Annotated in this window: 22 protein-coding genes and 1 pseudogene; 10 read left to right on the top strand and 13 right to left on the bottom strand. The window is 70.2% G+C overall.

The genetic code is table 11. The annotated features are described in order from the left end of the window. Positions 1-58: 58 nt before the first annotated feature. Genes NB3_RS00555 through NB3_RS00530 form a run of 6 tightly spaced genes read right to left on the bottom strand, consistent with a single transcriptional unit; the run spans position 59 to position 6985 of the window. Positions 59-1234 (bottom strand): lipid-transfer protein, encoded by a 1176-nt coding sequence (locus NB3_RS00555; protein WP_067794744.1) that lies wholly within the window; start codon positions 1232-1234, stop codon positions 59-61. Continuing rightward, entirely contained in the window at positions 1227-1646 is a 420-nt protein-coding gene (locus NB3_RS00550) for a MaoC family dehydratase (protein ID WP_067794741.1), read from the bottom strand. The genes NB3_RS00555 and NB3_RS00550 overlap by 8 nt, the downstream gene beginning before the upstream one ends. After that, the gene (locus NB3_RS00545) at positions 1643-2578 is read right to left on the bottom strand and encodes a bifunctional MaoC family dehydratase N-terminal/OB-fold nucleic acid binding domain-containing protein (RefSeq protein WP_067794876.1); all 936 of its coding nucleotides are present in this window, start codon (positions 2576-2578) and stop codon (positions 1643-1645) included. Before NB3_RS00545 ends, NB3_RS00550 begins: the two co-directional genes overlap by 4 nt. 18 nt (positions 2579-2596) lie before the next feature. Then, positions 2597-3757, bottom strand: coding sequence for an acyl-CoA dehydrogenase family protein (locus NB3_RS00540; RefSeq protein WP_067794738.1), 1161 nt, complete (start codon positions 3755-3757; stop codon positions 2597-2599). Continuing rightward, positions 3742-4806, bottom strand: a complete 1065-nt coding sequence (locus NB3_RS00535) for an acyl-CoA dehydrogenase family protein (RefSeq protein WP_067794735.1) — start codon at positions 4804-4806, stop codon at positions 3742-3744. Before NB3_RS00535 ends, NB3_RS00540 begins: the two co-directional genes overlap by 16 nt. A gap of 25 nt (positions 4807-4831) precedes the next feature. Beyond that, positions 4832-6985 (bottom strand): acyl-CoA dehydrogenase family protein, encoded by a 2154-nt coding sequence (locus NB3_RS00530; protein WP_067794732.1) that lies wholly within the window; start codon positions 6983-6985, stop codon positions 4832-4834. Positions 6986-7130: 145 nt separating this feature from the next. Here NB3_RS00530 and kstR point away from each other — a divergent pair, with 145 nt between their 5' ends. The 5 genes and pseudogenes from kstR (at position 7131) to NB3_RS00505 (ending at position 14001) form a co-directional block, all read left to right on the top strand. After that, positions 7131-7772, top strand: a complete 642-nt coding sequence (gene kstR / locus NB3_RS00525; protein WP_067794729.1) for a cholesterol catabolism transcriptional regulator KstR — start codon at positions 7131-7133, stop codon at positions 7770-7772. Between the two features lie 226 nt (positions 7773-7998). Then, the gene (otsB, locus tag NB3_RS00520) at positions 7999-10572 is read left to right on the top strand and encodes a trehalose-phosphatase (protein ID WP_067794727.1); all 2574 of its coding nucleotides are present in this window, start codon (positions 7999-8001) and stop codon (positions 10570-10572) included. Between the two features lie 159 nt (positions 10573-10731). Beyond that, positions 10732-11613, top strand: a complete 882-nt coding sequence (locus NB3_RS00515; protein ID WP_067794724.1) for a metal ABC transporter solute-binding protein, Zn/Mn family — start codon at positions 10732-10734, stop codon at positions 11611-11613. A 4-nt stretch (positions 11614-11617) separates the two neighbouring features. Beyond that, a pseudogene (locus NB3_RS00510) lies at positions 11618-12478 on the top strand (metal ABC transporter ATP-binding protein); the annotation flags it as partial. 653 nt (positions 12479-13131) lie between these two features. Beyond that, positions 13132-14001 carry a metal ABC transporter permease gene (locus NB3_RS00505; protein ID WP_067794721.1) on the top strand — a complete coding sequence of 290 codons (870 nt, stop codon included), beginning with the start codon at positions 13132-13134 and terminating at the stop codon, positions 13999-14001. Between the two features lie 93 nt (positions 14002-14094). On the opposite strand, the gene NB3_RS00500 is transcribed toward NB3_RS00505, so the two are convergent. Next, a complete protein-coding gene (locus NB3_RS00500) occupies positions 14095-14490 on the bottom strand; it encodes a RidA family protein (protein WP_067794718.1) in 396 nt (131 codons plus the stop codon). A gap of 100 nt (positions 14491-14590) precedes the next feature. Here NB3_RS00500 and NB3_RS00495 point away from each other — a divergent pair, with 100 nt between their 5' ends. From NB3_RS00495 to NB3_RS00485, 3 genes are all read left to right on the top strand, one after another. Further along, the gene (locus tag NB3_RS00495; protein WP_067794715.1) at positions 14591-15565 is read left to right on the top strand and encodes a helix-turn-helix transcriptional regulator; all 975 of its coding nucleotides are present in this window, start codon (positions 14591-14593) and stop codon (positions 15563-15565) included. Between the two features lie 297 nt (positions 15566-15862). Then, complete coding sequence (locus NB3_RS00490) at positions 15863-17035, top strand: acyl-CoA dehydrogenase family protein (protein ID WP_067794712.1); 1173 nt, start codon at positions 15863-15865, stop codon at positions 17033-17035. A gap of 55 nt (positions 17036-17090) precedes the next feature. Then, complete coding sequence (locus tag NB3_RS00485; RefSeq protein WP_067794709.1) at positions 17091-17897, top strand: enoyl-CoA hydratase/isomerase family protein; 807 nt, start codon at positions 17091-17093, stop codon at positions 17895-17897. Between the two features lie 154 nt (positions 17898-18051). Here NB3_RS00485 and NB3_RS00480 read toward each other — a convergent pair whose 3' ends face one another. The 6 genes from NB3_RS00480 to carD all read right to left on the bottom strand — a co-directional run bounded on the left by NB3_RS00480 (position 18052) and on the right by carD (position 22527). Further along, positions 18052-18330: a DUF4190 domain-containing protein gene (locus tag NB3_RS00480; RefSeq protein ID WP_067794706.1), complete on the bottom strand. Its 279-nt coding sequence runs from the start codon at positions 18328-18330 to the stop codon at positions 18052-18054. A gap of 62 nt (positions 18331-18392) precedes the next feature. Continuing rightward, the gene (rlmB, locus tag NB3_RS00475; RefSeq protein ID WP_067794703.1) at positions 18393-19370 is read right to left on the bottom strand and encodes a 23S rRNA (guanosine(2251)-2'-O)-methyltransferase RlmB; all 978 of its coding nucleotides are present in this window, start codon (positions 19368-19370) and stop codon (positions 18393-18395) included. Then, on the bottom strand, positions 19370-20776 hold the full coding sequence (cysS, locus tag NB3_RS00470) for a cysteine--tRNA ligase (RefSeq protein WP_067794700.1): 1407 nt from the start codon (positions 20774-20776) through the stop codon (positions 19370-19372). Before cysS ends, rlmB begins: the two co-directional genes overlap by 1 nt. A 64-nt stretch (positions 20777-20840) precedes the next feature. Next, positions 20841-21308, bottom strand: coding sequence for a 2-C-methyl-D-erythritol 2,4-cyclodiphosphate synthase (gene ispF / locus NB3_RS00465; protein ID WP_067794698.1), 468 nt, complete (start codon positions 21306-21308; stop codon positions 20841-20843). 2 nt (positions 21309-21310) lie between these two features. Next, positions 21311-22036 carry a 2-C-methyl-D-erythritol 4-phosphate cytidylyltransferase gene (gene ispD, locus NB3_RS00460; protein ID WP_067794695.1) on the bottom strand — a complete coding sequence of 242 codons (726 nt, stop codon included), beginning with the start codon at positions 22034-22036 and terminating at the stop codon, positions 21311-21313. 2 nt (positions 22037-22038) lie between these two features. Further along, positions 22039-22527, bottom strand: coding sequence for an RNA polymerase-binding transcription factor CarD (gene carD, locus NB3_RS00455; protein WP_011206964.1), 489 nt, complete (start codon positions 22525-22527; stop codon positions 22039-22041). A gap of 396 nt (positions 22528-22923) precedes the next feature. Here carD and NB3_RS00450 point away from each other — a divergent pair, with 396 nt between their 5' ends. Both NB3_RS00450 and radA read left to right on the top strand, forming a co-directional pair. Then, positions 22924-23679 (top strand): hypothetical protein, encoded by a 756-nt coding sequence (locus NB3_RS00450; RefSeq protein WP_244891718.1) that lies wholly within the window; start codon positions 22924-22926, stop codon positions 23677-23679. A gap of 537 nt (positions 23680-24216) precedes the next feature. Next, on the top strand, positions 24217-25614 hold the full coding sequence (gene radA / locus NB3_RS00445; RefSeq protein WP_067794690.1) for a DNA repair protein RadA: 1398 nt from the start codon (positions 24217-24219) through the stop codon (positions 25612-25614). Positions 25615-25617 lie beyond the last annotated feature (3 nt).

Genomic DNA, 25617 nt, shown 5'->3' with positions numbered 1-25617 from the left:
CACCGGAAGCGCCCGCACTTCGCACGCGATGCGAAGCGCGGATACGCCCGGCGGGACCTCAGGCGGTGAGGACGAGCCCCGAGGTCGGCACGCCGGTGCCCGCGGTGACCAGGATGTTGGTCAGGCCGGAGACCGGGTTGACCGAGGCGCCGCGGATCTGGCGCACGGCTTCGGCGATGCCGTTCATGCCGTGGATGTACGCCTCGCCGAGCTGACCTCCGTGGGTGTTGAGCGGCAGTCGCCCGCCGACCTCGATGGCACCGTCGGCGATGAAGTCCTTCGCCTCGCCCCGGCCGCAGAACCCGAGTTCCTCCAGCTGCATGAGGACGAACGGAGTGAAGTGGTCGTACAGGATCGCGGCCTGCATGTCCTCAGGACGCAACCCGCTCTGCGCCCACAGCTGCTCGCCGACCAGGCCCATCTCCGGCAGACCGGTCATGGCGTCGCGGTAGTAGCTGGTCATCACGTACTGGTCGGCGCCGGAACCCTGCGCGGCCGCGGCGATCACGGCGGGCCGCTGCGGCAGGTCGCGAGCCCGCTCGACGCTGGTCACCACGATCGCGACGCCGCCGTCGGACTCCTGGCAGCAATCCAGCAGATGCAGCGGCTCGGCGATCCAGCGGGAATTCTGATGGTCCTCCAGCGTGATCGGCTTGCCGTAGAAGAACGCGGCCGGGTTCACCGCGGCGTGCTTGCGGTCGGCGACGGCGACGCGGCCGAAGTCCTCGCTGGTGGCCCCGTAGACGTGCATGTAACGCCGGGCGACCATGGCGACCTGCGCGGCCGGTGTGCCCAGCCCTTGCGGGTAGGACCAGCCCGCGTCGATGCCCGACGAGGTGGGCGCGGTGGCCAGCGCGGTGGAGAACTGCCCGAACCGCGACACCGACCGCTCGTTGAACGCGCGATAGGCCACCACCACGTCCGCGACTCCGGTCGCCACCGCCATCGCGGCCTGCTGGATCGTGGCGCAGGCCGCGCCGCCGCCGTAGCCGATGTGGCTGAAGAACGTCAGCTGCGGGATGCCGACCGCCCTCGCCACGGCGGCCTGGGTGTTGGTGTCCATGGTGAACGTGGTGAGGCCGTCCACGTCGGCGGGCGTCAGGCCCGCGTCGGCCAGCGCCGCGGTGACCGCCTCGGCGGCCAGGCGCAGTTCGCTGCGCCCGGAGTCCTTGGAGAAATCGGTGGCGCCGATGCCGACGATGGCCGCCCGGCCGGAGATCGGGTGCTCAGACATCGGCCCTCCGCAACGTGATGACGGCCGTGGCCGTGATGTGGTCGCCGAGGCTGTCCTTGCCGACGACGTCGATGTGGACGTCCTCGCCGTCCACCGCGGTCACCGTGCCCGTCAGCGTCAGCGTGTCCCCCGCGTACAGCGGCACGCCCAGGCGCAGCGCGATCGACTTGACGACCGCGCGCGGGCCCGCCCAGTCGGTGACGAAACGCTGCACCAGGCCGGTGTCGGTGAGGATGTTGACGAAGATGTCCTTCGAGCCGCGGGCGACGGCCTTGTCCCTGTCGTGGTGCACGTCCTGGAAGTCCCTGGTGGCCAGGGCGGTGCTGATCACGAAGGTGGGGTCGGCGTGGATCGCCAGCTCGGGCAGCACCGTGCCGACGCGAACGGCATCCGGTTCCACGGCGGCGCTCATGAGATCACCTGCCAGAACGGCAGCGTGGCCTCGTCGTCGAGCTGCTCGAAGCCCACCTCGACCGGCAGGCCGATCCGCACCTCGGCGGGGTCTACGCCGCGCAGTTCACCGAGCATGCGCACGCCTTCCTCCAATTCGACCAGCGCCACCACGAACGGCAGCCGCCGTCCCGGCACCTTCGGCGCGTGGTGCACGACGTAACTGAACACGGTGCCGCGCCCGGAGGCGACGACGTAGTCGGTGGGTTTCGACTTGTCCTGCCAGATGGCCGGAATGGGCGGATGCCGCAGCGAGCCGTCCGGCAGCCGCTGGATGCGCAGCTCGCCCGCTTTCGTTCCCTCCCAGAAGAATTCGGTGTCCCAGGAGACCAGCGGCTTGACCCGCGCACCCTCCTCGGCTTTCGGCGCGGCGGTGCCGGGAGCGAATTTCAGCAGCCGGAACAGCATTTCGGCGACCACTTCGGCACCCACACGCCAAGTGGTCCGGAAGGTGACGAACCACCCCTCGCCCAGGGCGGTGCGTTTCGGGCCGCGGATGTCCGCCAGTGTGCTGGTGACCGATACCTGCTCACCGACCTGGAGATAGCGGTGGTAGGTCTGCTGGCAATCCGTCGCGACCACGGAGGTGTATCCGGCGGCGTCGAGCAACTCCGTGGCCGCGCCCATCGGATCGTCGGCGGGACGGGACCCGTTGAGCCCGAACATGGTCCACACCTGGGCCATGGCGGGCGGCGCGACGACGCCGGGATGTCCCGCGGCGCGCGCCGCCTCCTCGTCGACGTAGATCGGATTGGCGTCGCCGAGCGCCTCGACCCAGTTGTTGATCATCGGCTGGTTCACCGGATCACGCCCGAAACGGGGGGCGCTCGCACCCGCCGCCTTGATGGCTTCTGCTGCGGCGACGATCGCTTCCGGAGTAGTGGTTTCCGGCACGCGCGGCTCCTTCACTCGTTATCGGGGTACTCGCGGCAACCGCAGACCGGAGGAGGCGACCAGCTCGCGCATCACCTCGTTGACGCCACCGCCGAAGGTGACCACGAGGTTCTGCTTGGTCCTGCGGTCCAGCCAGGTCAGCAGTTCGCCGGTGGCCGGGTCGGCCGGGTCGCCGTAGCGGCCGACGATCTCCTCGGCGAGCCTGCCCGCCTCCTGGAGCGATTCGGTGGAGTAGACCTTGGTCGCCGACGCGTCGGCGATCACCTGGGCCTGGTCGCCGTCCGCAGTGGCGGCCACCTGCCAGTTCAGCAGTTCGTTGAGCCGCACCATGGCGCGGATGCGGCCGAGCGCGCGGCGCACGTCCGGTTCGGCGAGCACGCCGCGCGGCTGCGCCCAGTCGCGCACCCGGTCGTAGAGCTGCTCGATCTTGCCGGACGGACCCAGGCTCACCCGCTCGTGGTTGAGCTGCGTCGTGATCAGCTTCCAGCCCCGGTTCTCCTCGCCGACCAGCATGTTCGCCGGGACGCGCACGTTGTCGAAGTAGGTCGCGTTGGTGTGGTGGGCGCCGTCGCAGGTGATGATCGGCGTCCACGAGTAGCCGGGGTCGGTGGTGTCCACGATCAGGATCGTGATGCCGCGGTGGCGCGACTCGGTGGAGCCGGTGCGGCAGGCCAGCCACACGAAGTCGGCCTCGTGCGCGCCCGTGGTGAAGATCTTCTGCCCGTTGACGATCCAGTCCCCGGAGTCGTCACGCACCGCCGATGTGCGCAGCGCGGCCAGATCGGTGCCCGCCTCCGGCTCGGAGTAGCCGATCGCGAAATGGATGTCGCCGGAGAGGATTCCGGGCAGGAACCGCCGCTTCTGCTCGTCGGTGCCGAACTGCTGCAAGGTCGGGCCGACGGTCAGCAGCGTCACCAGCGGCAGCGGGACGTCGGCCCGCACCGCCTCGTTGAAGAAGATCTGCTGCTCGACCGGCCCGAAGCCCTGGCCGCCGTATTCCTTGGGCCAGCCGACGCCGAGCCAGCCGTCGCGACCCATCCGGCGCACCACGGCGCGGTAGGCGTCGCCGTGCCGGTTCACCGCCATCTCGGCCTCCTCGTCCGGAGTCACGAGATCGGCGAAGTAGGCGCGCAATTCGTCGCGCAGCCTGCGTTGCTCGGTGGTCAGGTCGATGAACATCTGGCCCCCAATCGGTCGAGCCGGAACGACGCGCCGCCGAGCCAGCGAGCGATGTCCTTGGCTTGTGAGTAGTAGCGATGCATCGGATGGGTCACGTCGACGCCGAGGCCGCCGTGCAGGTGATGGCACTTCTGCATGGCCGCGGGCAGTTCCGCAGTGACGGTGTAGGCGAGGATCTCCAGGTCGTCGTCGGTGCGCTCGCGATGCTCCTGGCTCGTGTCTTTTTGCGCCAGAGCCCAGTTCGCCGACACCGCGGCCACGTGCAGGGTCCGCGAGACGACGTACAGGTCCGCGATCTGCTGGGCCACGGCCTGGAACTCGGCCAGCGGCCTGCCGAACTGATGACGGGTGCGCAGATGCTCGGCGGTGAGCGTGATCGCCCCCTTCAGCAGTCCGTCGGCCACCGAACCGATCGAAGCGAGCGCCAGCCGGTGCAGATCGGGAAGGCCGACCGGCCACAGCTGATCGGCCGGAATCTCCACCTGGTCCAGCCGGACCGTGCACTCCGGGATGCCGCCGGAAACCGGCGTCGGCGTGCGGGTCAGGCCGTCGGCTCCGGCGTCGACGACGGCGATGCCCGCGTCGGTCGGCACGAGCAGCCAGCTCGCCTCCTCCGCGTACGGCACCGCGATCTTGTGCCCGGTGATGCGCACCGTGTCGCCGCCGAGCACGGCGGTGGTCTTCGGCTCGAGCGTGAACGGCGCCGCCGGTTCGCTCAGCGCCGCGGTGAGCACGACGCCCTCGGCGACTCCCGGCAGCACGAGCGACTGCACGTGCTCCGGCGCGCAGGCCACCAGCGGCAGCACGCCGAAACCCAGCGTCGGCAGCGCAGGCACCGCCACCGCGTCGGTGGCCAGCTCGGTGAGCAGCGCCGACACCTCGAGCAGCCCCATGCCGTCGCCGCCGAACCGTTCCGGCAACGCGACGACGAGCAGGCCTGAGTCGGCCAGCTTCGGCCACAATCCCATGTCGCGCGCCGGTTCGCGCTCCAGCAAGCTCACGACGACCTCGGCCACCGCGTCCTGGCCCTCGTCCCTGGTGAAGTCCACGCTCGTCTCCCGATCGACTGTAGGGCTAGCTGTTCGCGTCACGCGGCAGCCCCAGAATGCGCTCAGCGGCCACGGTGAGCAGGATCTGCTCGGTTCCGCCCGCGATCGACAGGCAGCGGGTGAGCAGGAACTCCGTGGTCACCTCGCAGTCCTGCGCGCCGAGCGGCCCCGCCGCCTCCGCGGCGAATTCGGCGACGGCCTGACGGTGGCGCACGCCGACCAGCTTGCGCACGCTGCTCTGCGCGCCGGGATCCCCGCCCGCGAGCATCTTCACCGCGGCGCGCTGCTCCAGCAACAGGCCCGCGATCGCCTCGGCCACGAATCCACCGAGCCGGTCGTTCACCAGCTCCGTGCCCGGGCCGGTGGCGGGCGACTTCGCAATCAGCTCTTCGAGCACGGGACCGATGCCGTTGCCGCCCATGGCCACCCGCTCCGTCGACAAGGTGGAGCGGGCGATCTTCCATCCGTTGTTCAGCGCGCCGACCACGCAGTCGTCCGGCACGAACACATCGTCGAGGAAGACCTCGCTGAACCGCGCCTCACCGGTGATCTGCACCAGCGGGCGCACTTCCAGCCCGGCGCTGCGCATGTCGACCAAGAAGTACGTGATGCCGCGATGTTTGGGCGCGTCCGGATCGGTGCGCGCCAGGCAGATCGCCCAGTTCGCCTTGTCGCCCAGCGAAGTCCAGACCTTCTGCCCCCGCAGCACCCAGCCGCCGTCGGTCTTCTTCGCGGTGGTGCGCAGCGCCGCGAGGTCGGAGCCCGCCTCCGGTTCGCTGAACAGCTGGCACCAGACCACCTCGCCGCGCAAGGTCGGCCAGGCGAAGCGCTCGATCTGCTCCTGCGTCCCGTGTTGCAACAGCGTGGGGATCGCCCAGCCGCCGATGGCCAGGTCGGGCGCGGTGAGCCCGGCGCGGCGCAGCTCCTCGGAGATCACCAGGCCGGTCATCGGGTCGGCGGCGCGTCCGTACGGCCGCGGCCAATGCGGCATGACCAGGCCCGCGTCGACCAGCGCAGCGCGCTGCCGATCGGCGGGCAGCGCCGCGATCCGCGCGACCTCGGCGGCCAGTTCGTGCGCGCTGTCGCCGTCGACGGCGGCCACGCCCTCCTCGGCGAAGACCCGGTCGGCGCCGGTGGTCCGCCGCAGGCCGCGGCGGGTCAGCTCGGTGACCCTGGCCCGCCAGCGCGCCGAGCCGCCGAGCAGTTGACGCAAGGCCGTGGCGCGGCGCAGATACAGGTGCGCGTCGTGCTCCCAGGTGAAGCCGATGCCGCCGAGCACCTGGATGCAGTCCTTGGCGGTCTCGACCGCCGCGTCCAGGGCGATGGCGGCCGCGATGGCGGCGGCGATCGGCAGTTCGGCGCCGCCGTCGTCCACGGCCGCGGCGGTGTCGGCCGCCACCGCGCGGATGAGTTCGGTGCGGCACAGCATCCACGCGCAGATGTGCTTGACCGCCTGGAACGAACCGATCTTGCGGCCGAACTGCTCGCGCACCTTGGCGTACTCGACCGCGGTCTCCAGGCACCAGCCCGCGAGGCCGGACAGTTCGGCGGTGACCAGCGTGACGAGCAGGTCCGCCGCCGCGTGCGGCGCGACGAAGACGCGTTCGGCGGGCACGCGCAGGTCGGCGCAGTGCACCCGCGCCAGCGGCGTGCTCGGGTCGAGCGGCGCGAGCGCTTCCACTCGCAGGCCATCGGCGTCGGGCGGGACCAGGCACCACCGCTGCCCCTGCGGTTGGTCGATCGGCAGCAGCACGGCGGTGCCGGGGGCGGCGCCGAGGACGGAATCCCAGGTACCCGTGAGCAACACGCCGTCGCTTGCGGCGGGTACGCTCACCGTCGCACCGACGACGAAGTCGAGCGCGACGCCGCACGGCAGGTCCTCGTCGAGCTGCCCGGCGGTGATCAGATTGGCCAAAGCCGTCGCGAGCACCGGGCCGCCGACCAGATCGTGCGCCGCCTGCTCCACCAGCACGGCCAGATCGGAGACCGACCCGCCCGCGCCGCCCGCGTCCTCGGCCACGGCTACCCGGAAGATCCCGATCTCGGCGAGCGCGGGCCAGTAGGCGCGCCAGAAGTCGGCCGCGCCGGCCCGCATTGTTGCAATCGGACGGACCGAGGCGGCCCATCCGCGCATCGACTCCTGAACGGCTTTATGCTCGTCAGTGGTGGCGATGGTCACACTCCATACCGCCTTTCCGGCGTGACTCCCACACCTAGAACATGTTCTAATATCCTAGCCGGGCGGAAGTCAAGACACCATCGCCGCCGCGGCCGCACCGCGCACGTAGCCGACGAAACGACGTTTCCGGAAAGGACTTTCATCAATGGCCAGTCCGTCCCGATCGCAGCCAGCCGACCAGAGCGCGGCCCGGCCGGTCACCACGCTCAGCGAGGACGAGCTGAGCTCGGCGGCGCAGCGCGAACGGCGTAAGCGGATCTTGGACGCCACCTTGGCGCTCGCGTCCAAAGGCGGTTACGACGCGGTGCAGATGCGGGCGGTGGCCGAACGCGCCGACGTCGCGGTCGGCACCCTGTACCGCTACTTCCCGTCGAAGGTCCACCTGCTGGTGTCCGCGCTCTCGCGCGAGTTCGAGCAGATCGAGGGCAAACGCAAGCCGCTTGCCGGGCAGTCCCCGCAGGAGCGCATGCACCTGCTGCTCACCCAGATCACCCGCATGATGCAGCGCGACCCGCTGCTCACCGAGGCCATGACCAGGGCGTTCATGTTCGCCGACGCCTCGGCCGCCGCCGAGGTCGACCGCGTCGGCAAGGTGATGGACCGGGTCTTCGCCCGCGCGATGAACGACGGCGAGCCCACCGAACGCCAGCTGGCCATCGCCCGGGTGATCAGCGACGTCTGGCTGTCGAACCTGGTCGCCTGGCTGACCAGGCGCGCGTCGGCCACCGACGTCACCGAACGCCTGGAACTGACCGTCGACCTCCTCCTGGGCGAACGCAACCAGTAGACTCTTGCGCGCCCGGCCACCAACCGGGCACGAAAGGCCCGCTGGGCTGCGACGAAGCTCACCCGCTCGGATACCGTTGCCGTTAGCTGGGCAGATCTACCGGACACCGGTTCAGGTCGTGCGTTATCGTTCGCACGCGAACCGGCGCGCTTCTGTGCGGCAAATTCAACACAGTATTGTTTTGCCCGCCCCCTGAAAAAACTCCTCCGATCACTAGGTTGGATGCGTGAGCGCACAGGATCTGCCACTGGAACTTCGCCGTGCACTGTCGACGGTCGCGCGCGTGCCACGGCTGTTGGTCGCATCGGACTACGACGGGACACTCGCGCCCATCGTGTCCGACCCGGCCAAAGCCTTCCCCCATCGGGAATCGGTGAGCGCGTTACGAGCCCTCGCCGGCCTGACCGGGACCACTGCCGCCGTGATCTCCGGCCGCGCGCTGCGAGATCTCGCGGCGCTGTCTCGTCTGCCGGTCGAGGTGCAACTGATCGGCAGCCACGGCTCGGAATTCGACGTGGGCTTCGTGCACGCGATCGACAACGACGCCAAGCATCTGCTCCAAGAGGTGCAGACGTCGCTGAACCAGATCGCCGCGGACAACCCCGGCGTCACCGTCGAGATCAAACCGGCCAGCGTCGCGTTGCACGTGCGCAACGCCAGCCCTGAGATCGGTCATCGCGCGTTGTCGCAGGTCCGGCTCGGTCCGGCCTGCTGGTTCGGCGTGCAGGTCACCGAGGGCAAGGCCGTCATCGAACTGGCCGTGGTGCAGACCGACAAGGGCACCGCGCTCGACACCGTCCGGCATCAGGCGGGGGCCTCCGCGGCGGTGTTCTTCGGTGACGACGTCACCGACGAGAAGGCGTTCCGCGTGCTGTCGGGCCCTGACGTCGGCATCAAGGTCGGCGACGGCGAGAGCCTGGCCAAGTTCCGGGTGGACAGCACCGAGGCCGTCGCCTGCGCGCTGGCCTACCTGCTGGAGGAGCGCCGCACCTGGCTGGCGGGCGCGAGCGCGCCGCGCATCGAGCGGCTGACCATGCTCGCCAGCCCGCGCTCGGTCGCGCTGCTCACCCCCGACGCCACGGTGACCTGGTTCTGCCACCCCGAGCCCGATTCGGCCGCGGTGTTCGCGCACCTGCTCGGCGGTCCGCAGGGCGGGCACTTCACCATCGAGCCGGAGCGACCGGGCCTGCCGCTGTCGCAGCGCTACGTCGACGGCACGATGACCGTCGAAACCCGTTGGGCGAAACTGCAAGTCACCGACTACCTGCCGCACGACGTGGCCCCGACCCGCACCGACCTCACCCGGGTGATCACCGGCGACGCGAAGGCCGTCGTCACCTTCGCCCCCCGCCCGGAGTTCGGCCAGGTGCCGGTGAACCTCGAAGCCCAGGAGGGCGGGCTGCGGGTGTACGGCACCAACGACCCGATCGTGCTGCGCTCGCCCGGCGTGCGGTGGGAGATCGTCTCCGACGGCACCCACGAGTCGGCACGGGCCGTCGTCGATCCGTCCAAGGGTCCGGTCGTGCTCGAGTTGCGCTGCGGCACCGCTGATCTCGATCCCTCCCCGATCAGTGAGTCCCAGCGGCGCCGGGAGGCGGAGCGCTACTGGTCGGACTGGGCGGGCACGCTCACGCTGCCGCCGCTCAAGCCCGATCTGATGAAGCGCTCCGCGCTGACCCTGCGCGGACTGGTACACGCGCCGTCCGGCTCGATCCTCGCGGCCGCCACCACCTCGCTGCCCGAGGACATCGGCGGCGTGCGCAACTGGGACTACCGCTACTGCTGGCTGCGCGACGCGGCGCTCACCGCGCAGTCGCTGGTCTCCCTCGGCTCGCTCGAGGAGGCCGAGAACTACCTCGGCTGGGTCCACCGCGTGCTGGAGACGCTGCCCGGACCCGAGCGGCTGCACCCGCTGTACACCCTGTACGGCGAGACGCTGCCGCCGGAGGCCTCGATCGACCAGCTACCCGGCTACGCCGGCTCCCGCCCGGTGCGCGTCGGCAACGCGGCCAACATGCAGGTCCAGCTGGACGTCTTCGGTCCGATCGTCGACCTCATCGCCACCCTGGCGCACGCGAGGGAACTGCGCGGCGTCACCGATCCGGCCGACGTGCTGCCCGACGCCGACTGGGAGCTGGTCTGCGCCATGGTCTCGGCGGTGCAGCGGCGCTGGCAGGAGCCCGACCACGGCATCTGGGAGATCCGCGGCAACCCGCGCCATCACGTGTACTCGAAGGTGATGGGCTGGCTGACCGTCGACCGGGCGCTCACCCTGGCGCAGAAGTTCGATCGCGAGGCCGACCCGGCCTGGCCGCTGCTGCGCGACACCATCGCCGACGAGGTGAAGGCCAAGGGCTGGAACGACGAGGTGCAGTCCTACACCGCGGCCTACGACGGCACCGATCTGGACGCCGCGACGCTGCACATCGGGCTGAGCGGGCTGATCGATCCGTCCGACCCGCGCTTCGCGGCGACGGTCGTCGCGACCGAAGCCGAGCTGCGCAGCGGCTCGACGGTGTACCGCTACCACCACGACGACGGCCTGCCCGGCGGCGAGGGCGGATTCCACCTGTGCGCGGCCTGGCTGGTGGAGGCGTACCTGCTGATCGGCAAGCGCTCCGACGCCGAGGCGCTGTTCGCCCAGCTGGTCGACGTGGCAGGCCCCACCGGGCTGCTCAGCGAGGAATACGACCCGGTGGCCGAACGATCGCTGGGCAACCATCCGCAGGCATACAGCCATCTCGGCCTGTTGCGCTGCGCGCAGTTGCTCGGACAGCCGGTGGAGGCCGCGCTGGTCTGACCGCAGGCAAGGCGAGGGCCCGCGAACGAGCGATCGTTCACGGGCCCTTGGCATTCCGCTCCCGCGTGAGCGTCGCCTCCGGCCGTTTGACGTGCCCTGCTAGAGTTAAACGGGAACGATTTCCATTATGATCTAGAGCACGGCCAGGAGTACGCCCACGTGAGAACCCGATTCGCCATCAGTTGCGCAGGCATCGCCGTGGGGCTCGTCTCCGCCATGACGCTCACCGCCTGCGCAGGCTCGAACGACGACGGGCGGCCTTCGGTCGTCGCCTCCACCGACGTCTGGGGTGATATCGCGGCCGCCGTCGCAGGCCCCGACGCCGCCGTCCGCGCGCTGATCACCGATCCCTCCGCCGACCCGCACTCGCACGAGACCTCGGCCGTCGAGTCGGCCGCGCTCAGCGATGCCGACCTCGTGGTCTACAACGGCGGTGGTTACGACGAGTTCGCCGAGAAGGCGGTGGCGGGCACGAACAAGCGCACCGTGGACGCGTTCGCCCTGCGGGCCGACCAGAGCGACGACAACGAACACGTCTGGTACGACGTGCGCACCGTCGACGTGGTCGCCGACCGGATCGCCGCCCAGCTCGGCGAACTGGACCCGGACAAGGCCGCGGCCTACGCCGAGCGCGCGACGACGTTCAAGAACCGGCTCGCCGCGGTCACCGCCATCACCGGCAAGCTCGCCGCCGAACACCCGAAGACGCCGGTGCTGCAAACCGAACCTTTGGCGCACTACCTCGTGGCCGCCGCCGGAGCCGACGACCTGACTCCGCACGAATTCCAGGAAGCCATCGAGCAGGAGACCGACCCGGCTCCCGCCGCCGTCGCGGCGACCCAGGATCTGCTCACCGGCAAGCGGGTCCGCGCCCTGATCTACAACGTGCAGACCGAGGACAAGATCACCAAGGACCTGCGCGGCACCGCGCAGCGCGCGGGCGTCGCCGTCGTCGAGGTGACCGAGACCCTGCCCGACGGCGTGGATTACATTCAGTGGCAGACGAAGAACGCGCAGGCGCTTGCCGCCGCGCTGGGCTGAGCAGATGAACAAGGGAGCCGCGCTGACCGAGCACGCCGACGGGGTGGAACGGCGATCGAACATCGGCGACGACGCGGCCGCGGTGCGGCTGGCGGACGCCCGCTTGTCGTTCGGCGACCGAACCCTCTGGGAGGGGCTGGATCTCACTGTCACGCCCGGTGAATTCGTCGCGGTCCTCGGGCCGAACGGTTCGGGCAAGACCTCGCTGCTGAAGGTGCTGCTGGGCCAGGTCGCCCTGAGTTCGGGCACAGCTCGGATCGCGGGCTCGCCGGCGCGCGCGGGCAATCACGACATCGGCTACGTGCCGCAACAGAAGACGATCGACGCCGGGGTGCAGTTGCGCGGCGTCGATCTCGTCGGGCTCGGCGTCGACGGACATCGGTGGGGGCTCGGGCTGCGCTCCCGCGCCGAACGCAAGCGCAAAGTGGCCGCCGCCATCGCCGACGTGGGCGCGGAGCGTTTCGCCCACGCGCCGCTGGAGTCCATGTCCGGCGGCGAGCAGCAGCGCCTGCGGGTGGCGCAGGCGTTGGTCGGCGATCCGAAGGTCTTGCTGTGCGACGAACCGTTGCTCAGCCTGGACCTGGCGAATCAGCGACTGGTCGCCGAACTCATCGATCGCCGCAGGCGCACCCACGACACCGCGGTGCTGTTCGTGACGCACGAGATCAACCCGATCCTGCCCCTCGTGGACCGGGTGCTGTACCTGGTCGACGGCCGGTTCCGGATCGGAACGCCGGACGAGGTGATGACCTCGGCGGTGCTGTCGGAGCTGTACCGCACCCAGGTGGACGTCCTGCGGGTACGCGAGCGGCTGGTGGTCGTCGGCACCGGCGACACCATGGACGCCCTCGGCACCGCGGGCGGCCACTGCCACGGCCCGGCCGGCGACGAGTTCGCGCACGGCGACCAGGCAACGGTGGATGACGCAGCCACCTCGCCCGCGACATCCGCGGCGAAGCCGCTCCCCGCAGCACCGACCTCGGCGCCTACCGACCTCACCGCCCCCACGACCTCCTCCGCCTCGGGGACCAGCACTCAGAGCGACCGGTCGACAGCTCACCCGGCACGCAACGGCGACGCCCCGGCCGAGCCGATACCGGCAGCGTCGGCAACCGCCACCCGCCGATCGCCGGAGACCGACGGGGCAACCGCCCACACGACAGACGCGGAAAGCAGTGACTCACCAACCCACCCGGTGGGCAACGGCGACACCGCGGCCGAACGGGCACCGGCAGCCGCAGCGACCGCCACCCGCCCGTCCTCGGACACCGACCTGACAAGCGACGACGCGACGCCGTTCGAGCCGTGGACGCACGGCGCATCCCCGCTCGAGCCGACGCCGAGCGGCTTGGCGACCGCGGTGGACGCATCGACCGGGTCGGTGGACGGCAGCGACGTGGTGTCCGACCGCTCACCACACGGCAACGGCACGGCGGAGGCATCCCAAGCCCCGGCCGACGGTGCGCAGGGCGACGGCGACCGGCCGTCCACGGAGCCCGAGCAGAGCGGAGTGCGTTCGTGAACGACAAGCTCTCCGGCGTCCTCGGCAAGATGCTGGATTTCGGCACCACGGCGAACCTGCTGTCCTACGGTTTCGTCCAGCAGGCGTTGCTCGCCGCGGCCCTGTTGGGGTTGCTGTCCGGCGTGATCGGCCCACTGATCATCAGCAGGCAGATGTCGTTCGCCGTGCACGGCACCAGCGAGCTCTCTCTGACCGGCGCCGCCGCCGCGCTGCTGGCCGGTGTCGGTGTCGGCCTCGGCGCCATCGCGGGGTCGGTGGTGGCGGCGGTGTTGTTCGGCCTGCTCGGGGCCAGGGCGCGCGAACGCGATTCGGTGATCGCCGTGGTGCTCTCGTTCGGTCTCGGACTCTCGGTGCTTTTCCTGTGGCTGGGCCCCGATCGCGCCGGATCGAAATTCTCGCTGCTGACCGGCCAGGTGGTCAGCGTCGGCAACAACGGGCTCGGCCTGCTCGCCGTCTGCACCGCCGGGGTGATCGCGGTGCTCGCCTTCGTCTACCGGCCGCTGCTGTTCGCCAGTTCCGATCCGGAAGTGGCCGTGGCCCGCGGTGTTCCGGTGCGGGGGCTGTCCATCGTGTTCGCCGTCCTGCTCGGCATCACGGCGGCGTTCGGCGTGCAGATCGTCGGCGCCCTGCTGGTCCTCGCCCTGCTGATCACCCCCGCCGCCGCAGCCGCCCAACTGACCGCGGACCCGATCCGGGCGACCGTGCTCGCCGTGGTGTTCGCCGAACTCGCCGCCGTGGGCGGCATCCTGCTCTCGCTCGCGCCGGGCGTCCCCGTCTCGACGTTCGTCACCACGATCTCGTTCCTGATCTACCTCGCCTGCCGCGTGCTCGGCACCCGCAACCGCCGACTCGCCCGCGCCCGCTGAGCCCGCCACCCACGGCCCGTCCGCGTCACCAGCGACCATCCACCTTCCCGCTCCTCGTGCCGGTCCCCCGGCACGAGGAGCGGCCAGGCCACGTCACGCGACGGCGGTGCCCTCGAGCTCCACCATCTGGCCGGGAATCGCCAGCCGCGTTACGCCGAGCATCGTCGTGGCAGGCGCCACCCCGGCGGCCCCCAACCGCGACGCCAGCACCCCGTAGTGCGGGAACAGCAGATCGACATCGGTGGTGTAGACGTTCAGCCGGACGAGGTTCGCCAGCGACATCCCCGCCTCGACGAGCACGGCCTCCAAGTTGTCGATGCTCAGCGCCAACTGCGCCGCCATGTCACCCTCATGCTGAGGCTTGCCGTCGCCGCTCATCGCGGTCTGCCCGGAGCAATACAGCGTCCTGGTGTGCCCGGAGACGACCTCACCCTGGTTGAAACCCATCTCCGCCGCCCACGTCACCGGGTTGACCGCCGTTCGTTCCACTGCCACATCAGCTCCCATCGATCCATCGCGAATCCGTACGCCGTCGAGCCTCCCAACAAATCACGACATCTTCGGTCACGTATTCCGGTACGTTTTCCGCATGCGCGCCGACCGCTTGGTCTCGCTGGTGCTGCTGCTGCGTCAGCGCGGTCGGTTGACCGCGGACGCGCTCGCCCGCGAGCTGGAGGTATCCACCCGCACGGTGCTGCGCGACATCGAAGCCCTGTCCGCTGCCGGCGTCCCGGTCTACGCCGAACGCGGGCGGCACGGCGGTTTCGCGTTGTTGCCCGGGTTCCAGACCGAACTCACCGGCCTGAACCACGACGAGGCGCTCGCCCTGCTGGTCGCCGGGACCCGGCGCGGCGCGCAGGGATTCGGCCTGGGCTCCGCGCTCGCCTCGGCCATGCTCAAGGTGGTCGACGCGCTACCCGAGAGTCATCGGGCCATCGCGAGCGACGCGGCGCAGCGATTGCTCATCGACCCGGAGACCGACATCCTCGCGCGTCGGCTGATTGCCGAGGAGGTGCCCGACGCGATCGTGACCGAGATCAGGCGCGCGGTGCTGGCCGGACACAAACTGCGCATTCATTACGCGGCTGTGGACCAGACCCCGGCGTGGCGCACGGTGGATCCGATCGGCCTGGTCACCGCACGCGGCCAAGGCTACTTGCTGGCCACCAGGTCCGGCGCCGACCGCACCTACCGGCTCGCACGGGTGCTGGCCGCCGAGGAACTCCCCGAACCCGCGCAGCGACCGAACCGGGTCGATCTGGACCGGGCCTGGCAGGAACACAGCACGCGGTTCCGGATGGGCGGCGACCAAGTCACCGTGCTGGTACGGGTGAACCCGGCTCGGCGGGCTGCCCTGGTGAGCACCGCACTCAGCGTCCGTGCCGAAGAACCCGACACCGGCGGCCTGCTGCGACTGGAGGTGACCTTCCAGGACGCGCGACATGCCGAATGGGCGCTCTGGGAGCTCGCCGCGGACGCGGAAGCCCTGTCCCCGCAGTGGTTGCGCACCTCCCTGCGCGACCGCGCCGCCGCAATGGCCGCCTGCTATGGAGAGCCGTCCTGAGAGTCGTCGCACGTCCCGGCGCGCGCCCTGGCTGCGGGCTGGTCACCGTCCCGCACTCCTGAATCTCCGGGCGGACAGGTTCCTCTGCACGGAACTCCTCCAGTGCGATGGACTGGCCCGTGCGATCTCGCGACGGTTCTTGCATCGTCTTCGGCGATGCCGAGACCGCAACCAGCGATTGTCGGCGCAGCTCAGGCCTCCGGCACTCACGGGCCAGTGATGGCAGCCGCCTTCAGTCACATCGAGATGCTTTCGTATGCTCGACCCGTCGCGCCCCCGAACGAATGGTGACCAACGATGATCGACTTCGCGATTCCCGCCGACCTCGCCGCCGAACGCGACCGAGTGCGCCGCTTCGTCATCGACAAGATCGTTCCCTACGAGCGGGACCCGCGCCTGACCGCGCACGGCCCGACCGACGAGCTGCGGCAGGAACTCGTCGAACTCGCCCGCGCCGAGAAGCTGCTCACCGTGCAGGCCCCCGAGTCGCTCGGCGGACGCGGTTTGACCCACATCGAACAGGCGGTGATCTACGAGGCGGCGGGCTGGTCGACGCTCGGCCCGGTCGCGATGAACTGCGCGGCGCCCGACGAAGGCAACATGTTCCTGCTGTCCAAGGTGGCCGATCCCGGCCAGGTCCAGCGTTTCCTCGCCCCCGTCGTCGCGGGCCACCAGCGCTCGGTCTTCGCCATGACCGAGCCCGACGGCGCGGGCTCGGACCCGGCCCAGCTGTCCACCAGCGCCACCTTCGACGGCGAGAACTTCACCATCAACGGACGCAAGTGGCTGATCACCGGGGCGAACGGCGCGAAGACCTGGATCATCATGGCGCGCCTCGCCGCCAACCCGCACCTGCCCGAGGGCCCCACGCTGTTCCTGGCCGACGGCGACCAGCCCGGCATCGTCATCGAACGCACGATGAACACCATGGACCGCAACTACGTCGCCGGACACGGCGTGGTCCGCTTCGACAACCTGGTCCTGCCCAGGGAGGCGCTGCTCGGCGAGGCGGGCCAGGCGCTGCGCTACGCCCAGCTCCGGCTCGCTCCGGCCCGCCTGACCCACTGCATGCGCTGGCTCGGCGCGGCCGAGCGTGCCCAGAGCATCGCGATCGAGCACGCGCGCACCCGCACCGCGTTCGGCAAGCCGATCGGCGAGCACGAGGGCGTGTCGTTCATGCTGGCCGACAACGAGATCGCGCTGCACCAGTGCAGGCTGACCATCTGGCACGCGTGCTGGCTGATGGACAACGGCGAGAAGGCGCGGCACGAGAGTTCGATCGCCAAATCGTTCGTGTCGGAGGAGCTGTTCAAGGTCGCCGACCGGTGCGTGCAGGTGCTCGGCGGCATCGGCATCAGCGACGAGACGGTGGTCGAGATGATCTTCCGGGACATGCGTGCCTTCCGCCTCTACGACGGGCCGACCGAGGTGCACAAGTACGCCATCGGGCGCAAGGTGCTGCGCGGATAGCGGAGGACTTTCGGCCCCGGGTCAGGTCAGCGCGCGTCGGCTAACATCCTGTGGCATGAGTTCGGAACTGCACGTCGACGTCTCTCGGGGCGTCGCCGTGCTCACGCTCAACCGGCCCGCCCAGCAGAACGCCTTCACCCCGACGATGGCGGCCGAATTGGGCGCCGCGTTGCAGCGCTGCGATTCGGAAGACGCCATCCGTGCCGTGATCATCACCGGCACCCCGCCCGCGTTCTGCGCGGGCGCGGACCTATCCAATCGGGTGGGCGAGGTGAGCGCCACCATCGACCCGCCGCCGTGGCGCGTGCGCAAGCCGGTGATCGCGGCCGTCAACGGCCACGCGGTCGGCATCGGCTTGGCCCTGGCCTTGCAGTGCGACCTGCGGTACATGGCGCGCGACGCGGTATACGGGCTGAACCAGGTGCGCCGCGGCGTCCTGGCCGACGGCTACGCGCACTGGACGCTACCCAGGCTGGTCGGCATGGCCAACGCCGCCGACATCATGCTCACCGGGCGCACCTTCGACGGTGACGAGGCGAAGGCGATGGGCGTGGCCAACAGCTCGTTGCCCGCGGGCGAGGTGCTACCCACCGCGCTGGCCGTCGCGCACGACATCGCGAACGGCTCGGCGCCGCTACCGGTGGCACTGTCCAAACGGCTGCTCTGGGAAGGGCTCGGCATGAGCCCGGCCATGGTCGGGCAACTCGAGACCGATCTCAACCAGCACGCGACCAAGAGCATCGACGGCGGCGAGGCCATGGCCGCGTTCCGGGACCGAAGGCAGCCGAGCTGGTCCGGCAGCGTGAGCACGGAATGGCCCGCCTGGGACGCCGCCGAACGCGAGCGGCCGAGTCTGGACTAGACGGCGCTCCGCCCGGCTCCGGCGATGTCGGCGCATGGACACGGTCGACCGTCACCCATCCCCTGATGGGCGGAACGGACTCAGGCGTGGCCTGTCGCACTTCAGTGCGGGGACTGATCGGTCCCGATCTCGTCCGGCGCCTGCACACCGCCGCTCAAGCGTTCCCGCCGAACAGGATGAGCAGGAACAGCACCGCGAAGATGATCATCAGGACGGTGCCGACGACGCCGAGGATGTAGCCGACCATGACCTGGGCCCGGCCACCGTACGCGCCGCCGGATTCCTCGATCTGGTCGAGCGCGCGCCGTCCCAGCGCCCATGCCACCGGTCCGAGCACCCCGCAGCACAAGACACTCGCCGCGCCGAGAAACAACACCGCCGTCGCGTTCGGATGCTCGACCGGCGAACCTATGGGCTGATTGGGTATCACCACCACCCGAATTCTACTGGGGTGAGCCGCCTCTCCGTGTTTTTAGGCGTGCGAGGCGAAAACCTTCAGACGCGGCGCTGGCGGGCGACTTCGGAGAGCACCACACCGGCGGCCACCGACGCGTTCAGCGATTCCACCGGCCCCGCCATCGGGATCGACAAGATCGAGTCACAGGACTCACGTACCAGGCGCGACAGCCCCTTGCCCTCCGAGCCGACCACGATCACGGTCGGCTCGCGACCGTCGAAATCGTCCAGCGTGGTGTCGCCACCGGCGTCCAAGCCCACTACCTGGATGCCCTTGGCGGCCCAATCCTTCAGCGTGCGAGTGAGATTGGTGGCGCGGGCGACCGGGAGCCGAGCGGCAGCGCCCGCGCTGGTGCGCCAGGCCACCGCGGTGACGCTCGCGCTGCGCCGCTGCGGGATGAGCACACCGTGACCACCGAAGGCCGCCACGGAACGCACCACCGCGCCCAGGTTGCGCGGATCGGAGATGTTGTCCAGCGCGACCAGCAGCGCGGGCTCGGCGGCGCCGCGCACCCGGTCGAGCAGATCGTCCGGGTGGGCGTAGCGGTACGGCGGCACCTGAAGGGCCACGCCTTGGTGCAAACCGTTGGCGCTCAGCCGATCCAAGTCCGTCCGCGGCACCTCCAGGATGGAGATCCCGGTGTCGGCGGCCAGCCGCACGCTCTCGGTCAACCGGTCGTCGTTCTCGGTGCCGACCGCGACGTACAGCGCGGTCGCGGGCACACCGGCCCGCAGGCACTCCACCACCGGATTGCGCCCGAGCACCAACTCGGGGCCGTCGTCGGTCTTGCGTCCGGCGGGACGGGTGGTGGCGCCGCGCGCGGACGAACGTCCTTGCGCGGCCTTGGTTTTCGCGGCAGCCCGCTTGGCGGCGGGGTGCTTGGTGCGCATCTCCGCGGGCGGCGTGGCGCCACGCCCCTCCAGCCCGCGCCTGCGCTTGCCGCCGGAGCCGACCACGGCGCCCTTCTTGCTGCCGCTCTTGCGAACCGCACCGCGGCGCTGCGAATTGCCTGCCATCACTCGGCCTTTCCGGATTGCGATGCCGCCAGCGCCCATTCGGGGCCGTCGGCCGTGTCGGTGACCTCGATGCCGGCGGACTGGAGGCGATCGCGCACGGCGTCGGCGGTCGCCCAGTCCTTGGCGGCGCGCGCCTCCTGGCGGCGGTCGAGTTCCGCGCGTACCAGCACGTCGAGAGCGGTTAGCGCGGCCGAGGAATCGCTCGGGGTGTACCAGTGCGGGTCGAGCGGATCGACACCGAGGACGGCGAGCATGGCGCGCACCTGGCCCGCGAGGTCACGCGCGGAGTCGATCGCGCCGACCTCCAGCGCCTTGTTGCCCTCGTGCACCGCGCGGTGGATCTCCGCCAACGCCTTCGGCACCGCCAGATCGTCGTCGAGAGCGGCGGCGAACGCGTCGGTCCACTTGCCCACCGGAATCGCACCGGCCCGGTCGACCACCCGGTTCACGAACGCCTCGATGCGCTGGTAGGACTGCGCCGCGTCGTGCAGGGCCTTCTCCGAGTACTCCAGCATCGAGCGGTAGTGCGCGCTGCCCAGGTAGAACCGCAGTTCGACGGCACGCACCTGCTTGAGCACGTTCGGCACGGACAGCACGTTGCCCAGCGACTTGGACATCTTCTCCCCGCCCATGGTCACCCAGCCGTTGTGCAGCCAGTACCGGGCGAAACCGTCGCCGGCCGCCTTCGACTGGGCGATCTCGTTCTCGTGGTGCGGGAACACCAGGTCCATGCCGCCGCAATGGATGTCGAATTCCGCGCCGAGATAGAACTCGGCCATCGCGGAGCATTCCAGGTGCCAACCGGGGCGGCCGGGCCCCCATGGCGACGGCCAGGTCGGCTCGCCCGGCTTGGCCGCCTTCCACAGGGTGAAGTCGCGCGGGTCGCGCTTGCCCTCGCCCGCGCTCTCGCCCTGGTGCACGTCGTCGAGTTTGTGGCCGGACAGTTTGCCGTAATCGGGGTAGCTGACCACGTCGAAGTAGACGTTCCCGGCCGAGGCGTAGGCGTGGCCGCGGTCGATCAGCCGCTGCATCATCTCCACCATCTGGGTGATGTGGCCGGTGGCGCGCGGCTCCGCCGACGGCGGCAGCACACCGAGCTGCTCGTAGGCGCGGTCGAAGGCGCGCTCGTGCGTGGCGGCCCACTCCCACCACGGCCTGCCCGCCTCGGCGGCCTTGGTCAGGATCTTGTCCTCGATATCGGTGACATTGCGGATGAAGAAGACGTCGATGTCGTGCGCGAGCAACCAGCGTCGCAGCACGTCGAACGCGACTCCGCTGCGCACGTGGCCGATGTGCGGCTCGCCCTGCACGGTGGCGCCACAGAGGTACACCGAGGCACGGCCGGGGACCAGGGGCGCGAAATCGCGCATGGTCCGCGTGTCGGTGTCAAAGAGGCGCAGCGTCACGGCAGTCGATCCTAGCTGGTGTATAAGGTCGTTCACGGACCGGCTCGGGTCCGTCGGAGCTGGATCAACGACAGGCTTGCAGCAGGGCCGTCGCCACGGCGGCGACACCCTCGCCGCGACCGGTCAGGCCGAGCCCGTCGGTGGTGGTGCCGGACACCGAGACCGGGGCGTCGAGCAGCCCGCCGAGCACCTGTTGCGCCTCGGCGCGCCGCGGCCCGATCTTGGGGCGGTTGCCGATCACTTGCACCGCCGCGTTGACCACCTCGAAGCCCGCTTCGTCCAGCAACCTGCGCACTTCCTTCAGCATGGCCGCACCGGAGACGCCGGCCCATTCCGGGCGTCCGGTGCCGAACACCGCGCCGACATCGCCGAGGCCCGCCGCGGACAGCAGCGCGTCGCACAGGGCGTGCGCGGCGACGTCGCCGTCCGAGTGGCCCGCGCAGCCGTGATCGCCGTCGAACAGGAGACCGGCCATCCAGCACGGCCTGCCCGCTTCGATCGGATGGACGTCACTGCCGATGCCGACGCGCATGGTCACGGCGCCACCGCCCGTCCGATGCCCGCGCCGTCGAGCACCGCGTCGGCGAGCCGGAGGTCGAGTGGAGTCGTGATCTTGAAGGCGAGCGGATCGCCGGGAATGGTGTGGACCGCGACGCCGAGCCGCTCGACCAGGCCCGCGTCGTCGGTCGCCTGGATGCCCTCTGGCGCGTAAGCGGAGCGCAGCAGGTCGGCCGCGAAACCCTGCGGCGTCTGGATGGCGCGCAACCGGGCGCGATCGGGAGTGCCGGTCACCGCGCCGGTCGCGTCGACGGATTTGATGGTGTCGGCCACCGGGAGCCCGGGGACCACGGCGGGACGCCCCGCACGCAGTTCGGCCGCGACCCGGGCGATGAGCTCGGGCGGCGTGAGCGCGCGGGCGGCGTCGTGCACCAGAAAGTAGGCGGCGTCGGGCGCCGCGGCGATACCCGCCCGCACCGAGTCGATGCGTTCGGCGCCGCCGACGACCACCTGAACCGAACTCGATGGCGGCAGCAGGGCAACGGCGCTGTCGACGAGTTCGGTGGGAACCATCACGATGATCCGGTCGACCGCGCCGGAGGCGATCAAGCCTTCGACGGCGAGCCGGACCATGGGCGTGCCGCCGACCGGGACGAACGCCTTGGGTGTCGATTCACCCAGGCGCACGCCACGGCCGGCGGCAGGCACAAGAGCAACGACGGGTCCGTCACCGGGACGAACACCGTTGTCAGTTGTGTTCACGGTCAGGAAGCCGCTGCGAGGACCTCATCGAGCAGGGTCTCAGCCTTGCCGTCATCGGTGCCTTCGGCCAGCGCGAGCTCACCGACAAGAATCTGCCGAGCCTTGGCGAGCATGCGCTTCTCACCCGCGGACAGGCCGCGGTCCTGTTCCCGGCGCCACAGATCGCGGACGACCTCGGCCACCTTGTTCACATCGCCGGAGGCGAGCTTCTCGAGGTTGGCCTTGTAGCGGCGGGACCAGTTGGTCGGCTCCTCCGTATGCGGCGCCCGAAGCACCTGGAAGACCCGATCGAGACCCTCCTGACCCACGACGTCACGCACGCCGACGTATTCGGCGTTCTCCGCGGGAACCCGAACAGTGAGATCGCCTTGGGCGACCTTCAGGACCAGATACTCTTTTTGCTCACCCTTGATGGTGCGAGTCTCGATTGCTTCGATCAGCGCCGCTCCGTGGTGGGGGTAAACGACGGTGTCTCCGACCTTAAAAATCATGTGTCCCGTGCCCCTTTCGATGTTCACAGTTTAACATGCGACTCGGTAACGGCGCGATCAACTGTGCAGGTCAGGGCCACAACGAGGCAAGCCTGGGGCTTGACAGATGCCAGGCGGTGTGCATTACGTTGTGCCAGAACGGGTTATCTCCCGGCTCCGTCGCCGCCGCTCGCCGCCCGCGCGCCGGCACCTTCGCGGCAACCTCCGAAGTTCGATCGAACCGTTATCAACGCACCGAGTGTCGGCGCGCACGTCCCGTGGTCGGCCGCACACTCCACCGCGTGCGCGCGAGTTCGACCCGGCCCCCGCGCCCGTGCCGCCGAGGGAACTACTACGCTGCCTAGTTACTACGCTCCAGCGCGGAGCCAGAGCCCGGTCGACATGGAGGGACAACCCGTGACTGCCCTGAAAGCTGTGACCGCCCCCAAGGGGGCGCGACGTCGCATGGTGACGGTTGCCGCACTCGCCGCCGGAGCGGCGATCGCGCTGTCCGGCTGCGGCGCGGGCCAGGTCTCGCAGACCGCGCAACAGGTCGCCGCGGTGAACGGCAACCACGCCGACGTGGGCCGCATCGCGCTGCGCAACGTGCACATCGTGTATCCGTCCGAGGGCACCGGCTACAACAACACCAAGGGCGGCAAGGCGCTCATCGCGTTGTCCATCGTGAACAACGGCGAGTCCGTGGCCGACGAGCTGACCAGCATCACCACCGACCTCGGCACCGTCAAGATCACTCCGGCCTCCGGCAAGTCGGTCGTCGAACTCGCCCCGCAGCAGACCGTCGTCGCGGCGACCCAGCCGGTCAAGCGCGAGGCCGCGCCGACGACCACCAGCGCCGCGCCCACCACGAGCGCGGGCGCGCCCACCTCCGCTCCGCGCTCCGCCGCGCCGACCACCACCGCCGACTCGCACGGCGCGGGCGAGCACGGCTCCCCCGCCGCGGGCCAAGACCCGGAGGCCAACCCCATCCTGATCGAGATCACCGGTCTGACCAGGGACATCGCCCCCGGCCTCACCTACAACGTCTCGTTCAACTTCAAGCAGAACGGCACCGTCCAGGTCCAGGTCCCGGTCGACGCGGGCCAGCACACCGAGCGCCACGAGTCCGACAAGTCCGGCCCGGCCGAAGCCGAGCACACCGGCGGTCACTGAGTTAGATTTGCAGCGCCTGCGGCGCTGCGTGTTCGCGGCCCTCGTAAGACTCGCGCTCTTCGGGGCTCGGAACGTGGGATGGAGCGGCCCCGACCACGCCATAAACCGCCTGGCCGGGCAGCGCCTCCCGACTCGACGTACCACCCCCCGGCGCGGAGAGCCACTGCGCCGCGGGAGCTCGGCGCCCGCGGTCCGCTCACCACCCCCGGCGCGAAGAGCCACTGCGCTTATGCGACATCAATCAGTCGGCCCGAGTAGCAGGCAAGCTGCGCGCCGAGGCGGAGCGCCCACTACCCGCGTGCACCGATAGCGAGCTTCGATACCAACGCGCCCAGCGCACCCCCACCACGACTTTCGAGCGAAGCGAGACCAAGCATCCGCCGTTCGCGGCCCGGCTCGCGTGTGCGCGGCCGCCGCGTAGGCGACGAAGGAGCAAGCGGCGGTCGCGCACACGCGAGCCACAAGAGGGCCGCGAACACGCCGCGACGCAGTCGCGGCCAAACCAACACTGTCAGGGCTGGTGCGTATGGTGCGGGTGTGGCAAAGACGAAGCCGACCTTTCGCTGCTCTGCTTGTTCGCACGAGGTCGCGAAATGGGTGGGCAAGTGCCCTGAGTGCGGGGCTTGGGGCACCGTTGACGAAGTAGTCGCCGCGGCGGGTGGGGTCGGTTCGCCGGGGCGCAAGGCGATGTTGCCGAGCACCGCGGCCGCGCCGATCTCGCAGATCGATTCCAAGATCACCAAGGCGCGGCCGACGGGTGTCACCGAGTTGGACCGGGTGCTCGGCGGCGGCGTGGTGCCGGGATCGGTGGTGTTGCTGTCCGGCGAGCCGGGGGTGGGCAAGTCGACGCTGCTGCTCGAGGTGGCGCATCGCTGGGCGGCCCAGCGGGACGAGAAGTCGCTGTACGTGACCGCCGAGGAATCGGCGGGCCAGGTCCGGTTGCGGGCCGATCGCACCGGAGCGGTGCACGACCGGGTCTATCTGGCGGCGGAATCGGATTTGTCGATCGTGCTCGGGCACGTCGAGCAGGTGCGGCCGACGCTGCTGGTGGTCGACTCGGTGCAGACCATGCTCGCCCCTGAGGTGGACGGGGTGATCGGCGGTGTCACCCAGGTGCGCGAGGTGACCGCGGCCCTGACCTCGCTGGCAAAGGCGAGCGGCATCGCGGTGCTGCTGGTCGGGCACGTCACCAAGGACGGCAACGTCGCGGGCCCGCGCACGCTCGAGCACCTGGTCGACGTGGTGCTCCAGTTCGAAGGCGACAAGAACTCCACGCTGCGCATGGTGCGCGGCATCAAGAACCGCTTCGGCAGCGCCGACGAGGTCGGCTGCTTCGAATTGCACGAGGACGGCATCGCCTGCGTGGACGACCCGTCCGGCCTGTTCCTGCACCACCGGACGGATTCCGTGCCCGGCACGGCGGTGACCGTCGCGATGGACGGCAAGCGTCCGCTGGTCGGTGAAGTGCAGGGCCTGACGGTGAAGACCGAGATTCCGCAACCGCGCCGCGCGGTGAGCGGCCTGGACTACAACCGGGTCGCCATGGTGCTGGCCGTCCTGCAGAGCCGCGGCCGGGTGTTCCTCGGCAAGAGCGACGTGTACGCCGCGACCGTCGGCGGCATGCGCCTGGTCGAGCCGTCGGCCGACCTCGCCATCGCGCTCGCCATCGCCAGCGCCGAGTCCGATGTCCCGATCCCTCCGGGCTGGGTGATCCTCGGAGAGGTCGGACTCGCGGGCGAAGTCCGCAAGGTGACCGGCGTCAACCGCAGATTGGCCGAAGCCGAACGCCTCGGCTTCACCACCGCTCTGGTGCCCCCCGGCCTCGCCCCGCTGAAGAGCACCATGAAGATCCACGAGGTCACCGACCTGCGCTCCGCCATCCGCATAGCGGGCCTGCGCAAACTACGCGCCGCCCCTGAGGAGGCCGCCAGCTGACCC

This window comes from Nocardia beijingensis NBRC 16342 (assembly GCF_001612785.1).
Classification (GTDB): domain Bacteria; phylum Actinomycetota; class Actinomycetes; order Mycobacteriales; family Mycobacteriaceae; genus Nocardia; species Nocardia beijingensis.
This window is presented reverse-complemented; position numbering and strand designations above follow the sequence as displayed.

Excerpts from the sequence above, each read along its gene's own strand:
- NB3_RS00495 (WP_067794715.1), top strand. The coding sequence starts at position 14,591 with ATGCGCGCCGACCGCTTGGTCTCGCTGGTGCTGCTGCTGCGTCAGCGC.
- rlmB (WP_067794703.1), bottom strand. The coding sequence starts at position 19,370 with ATGGCAGGCAATTCGCAGCGCCGCGGTGCGGTTCGCAAGAGCGGCAGC.
- NB3_RS00555 (WP_067794744.1), bottom strand. The coding sequence starts at position 1,234 with ATGTCTGAGCACCCGATCTCCGGCCGGGCGGCCATCGTCGGCATCGGC.
- kstR (WP_067794729.1), top strand. The coding sequence starts at position 7,131 with ATGGCCAGTCCGTCCCGATCGCAGCCAGCCGACCAGAGCGCGGCCCGG.
- ispF (WP_067794698.1), bottom strand. The coding sequence starts at position 21,308 with ATGCGCGTCGGCATCGGCAGTGACGTCCATCCGATCGAAGCGGGCAGG.
- NB3_RS00490 (WP_067794712.1), top strand. The coding sequence starts at position 15,863 with ATGATCGACTTCGCGATTCCCGCCGACCTCGCCGCCGAACGCGACCGA.
- NB3_RS00550 (WP_067794741.1), bottom strand. The coding sequence starts at position 1,646 with ATGAGCGCCGCCGTGGAACCGGATGCCGTTCGCGTCGGCACGGTGCTG.
- NB3_RS00540 (WP_067794738.1), bottom strand. The coding sequence starts at position 3,757 with ATGTTCATCGACCTGACCACCGAGCAACGCAGGCTGCGCGACGAATTG.
- carD (WP_011206964.1), bottom strand. The coding sequence starts at position 22,527 with ATGATTTTTAAGGTCGGAGACACCGTCGTTTACCCCCACCACGGAGCG.
- NB3_RS00485 (WP_067794709.1), top strand. The coding sequence starts at position 17,091 with ATGAGTTCGGAACTGCACGTCGACGTCTCTCGGGGCGTCGCCGTGCTC.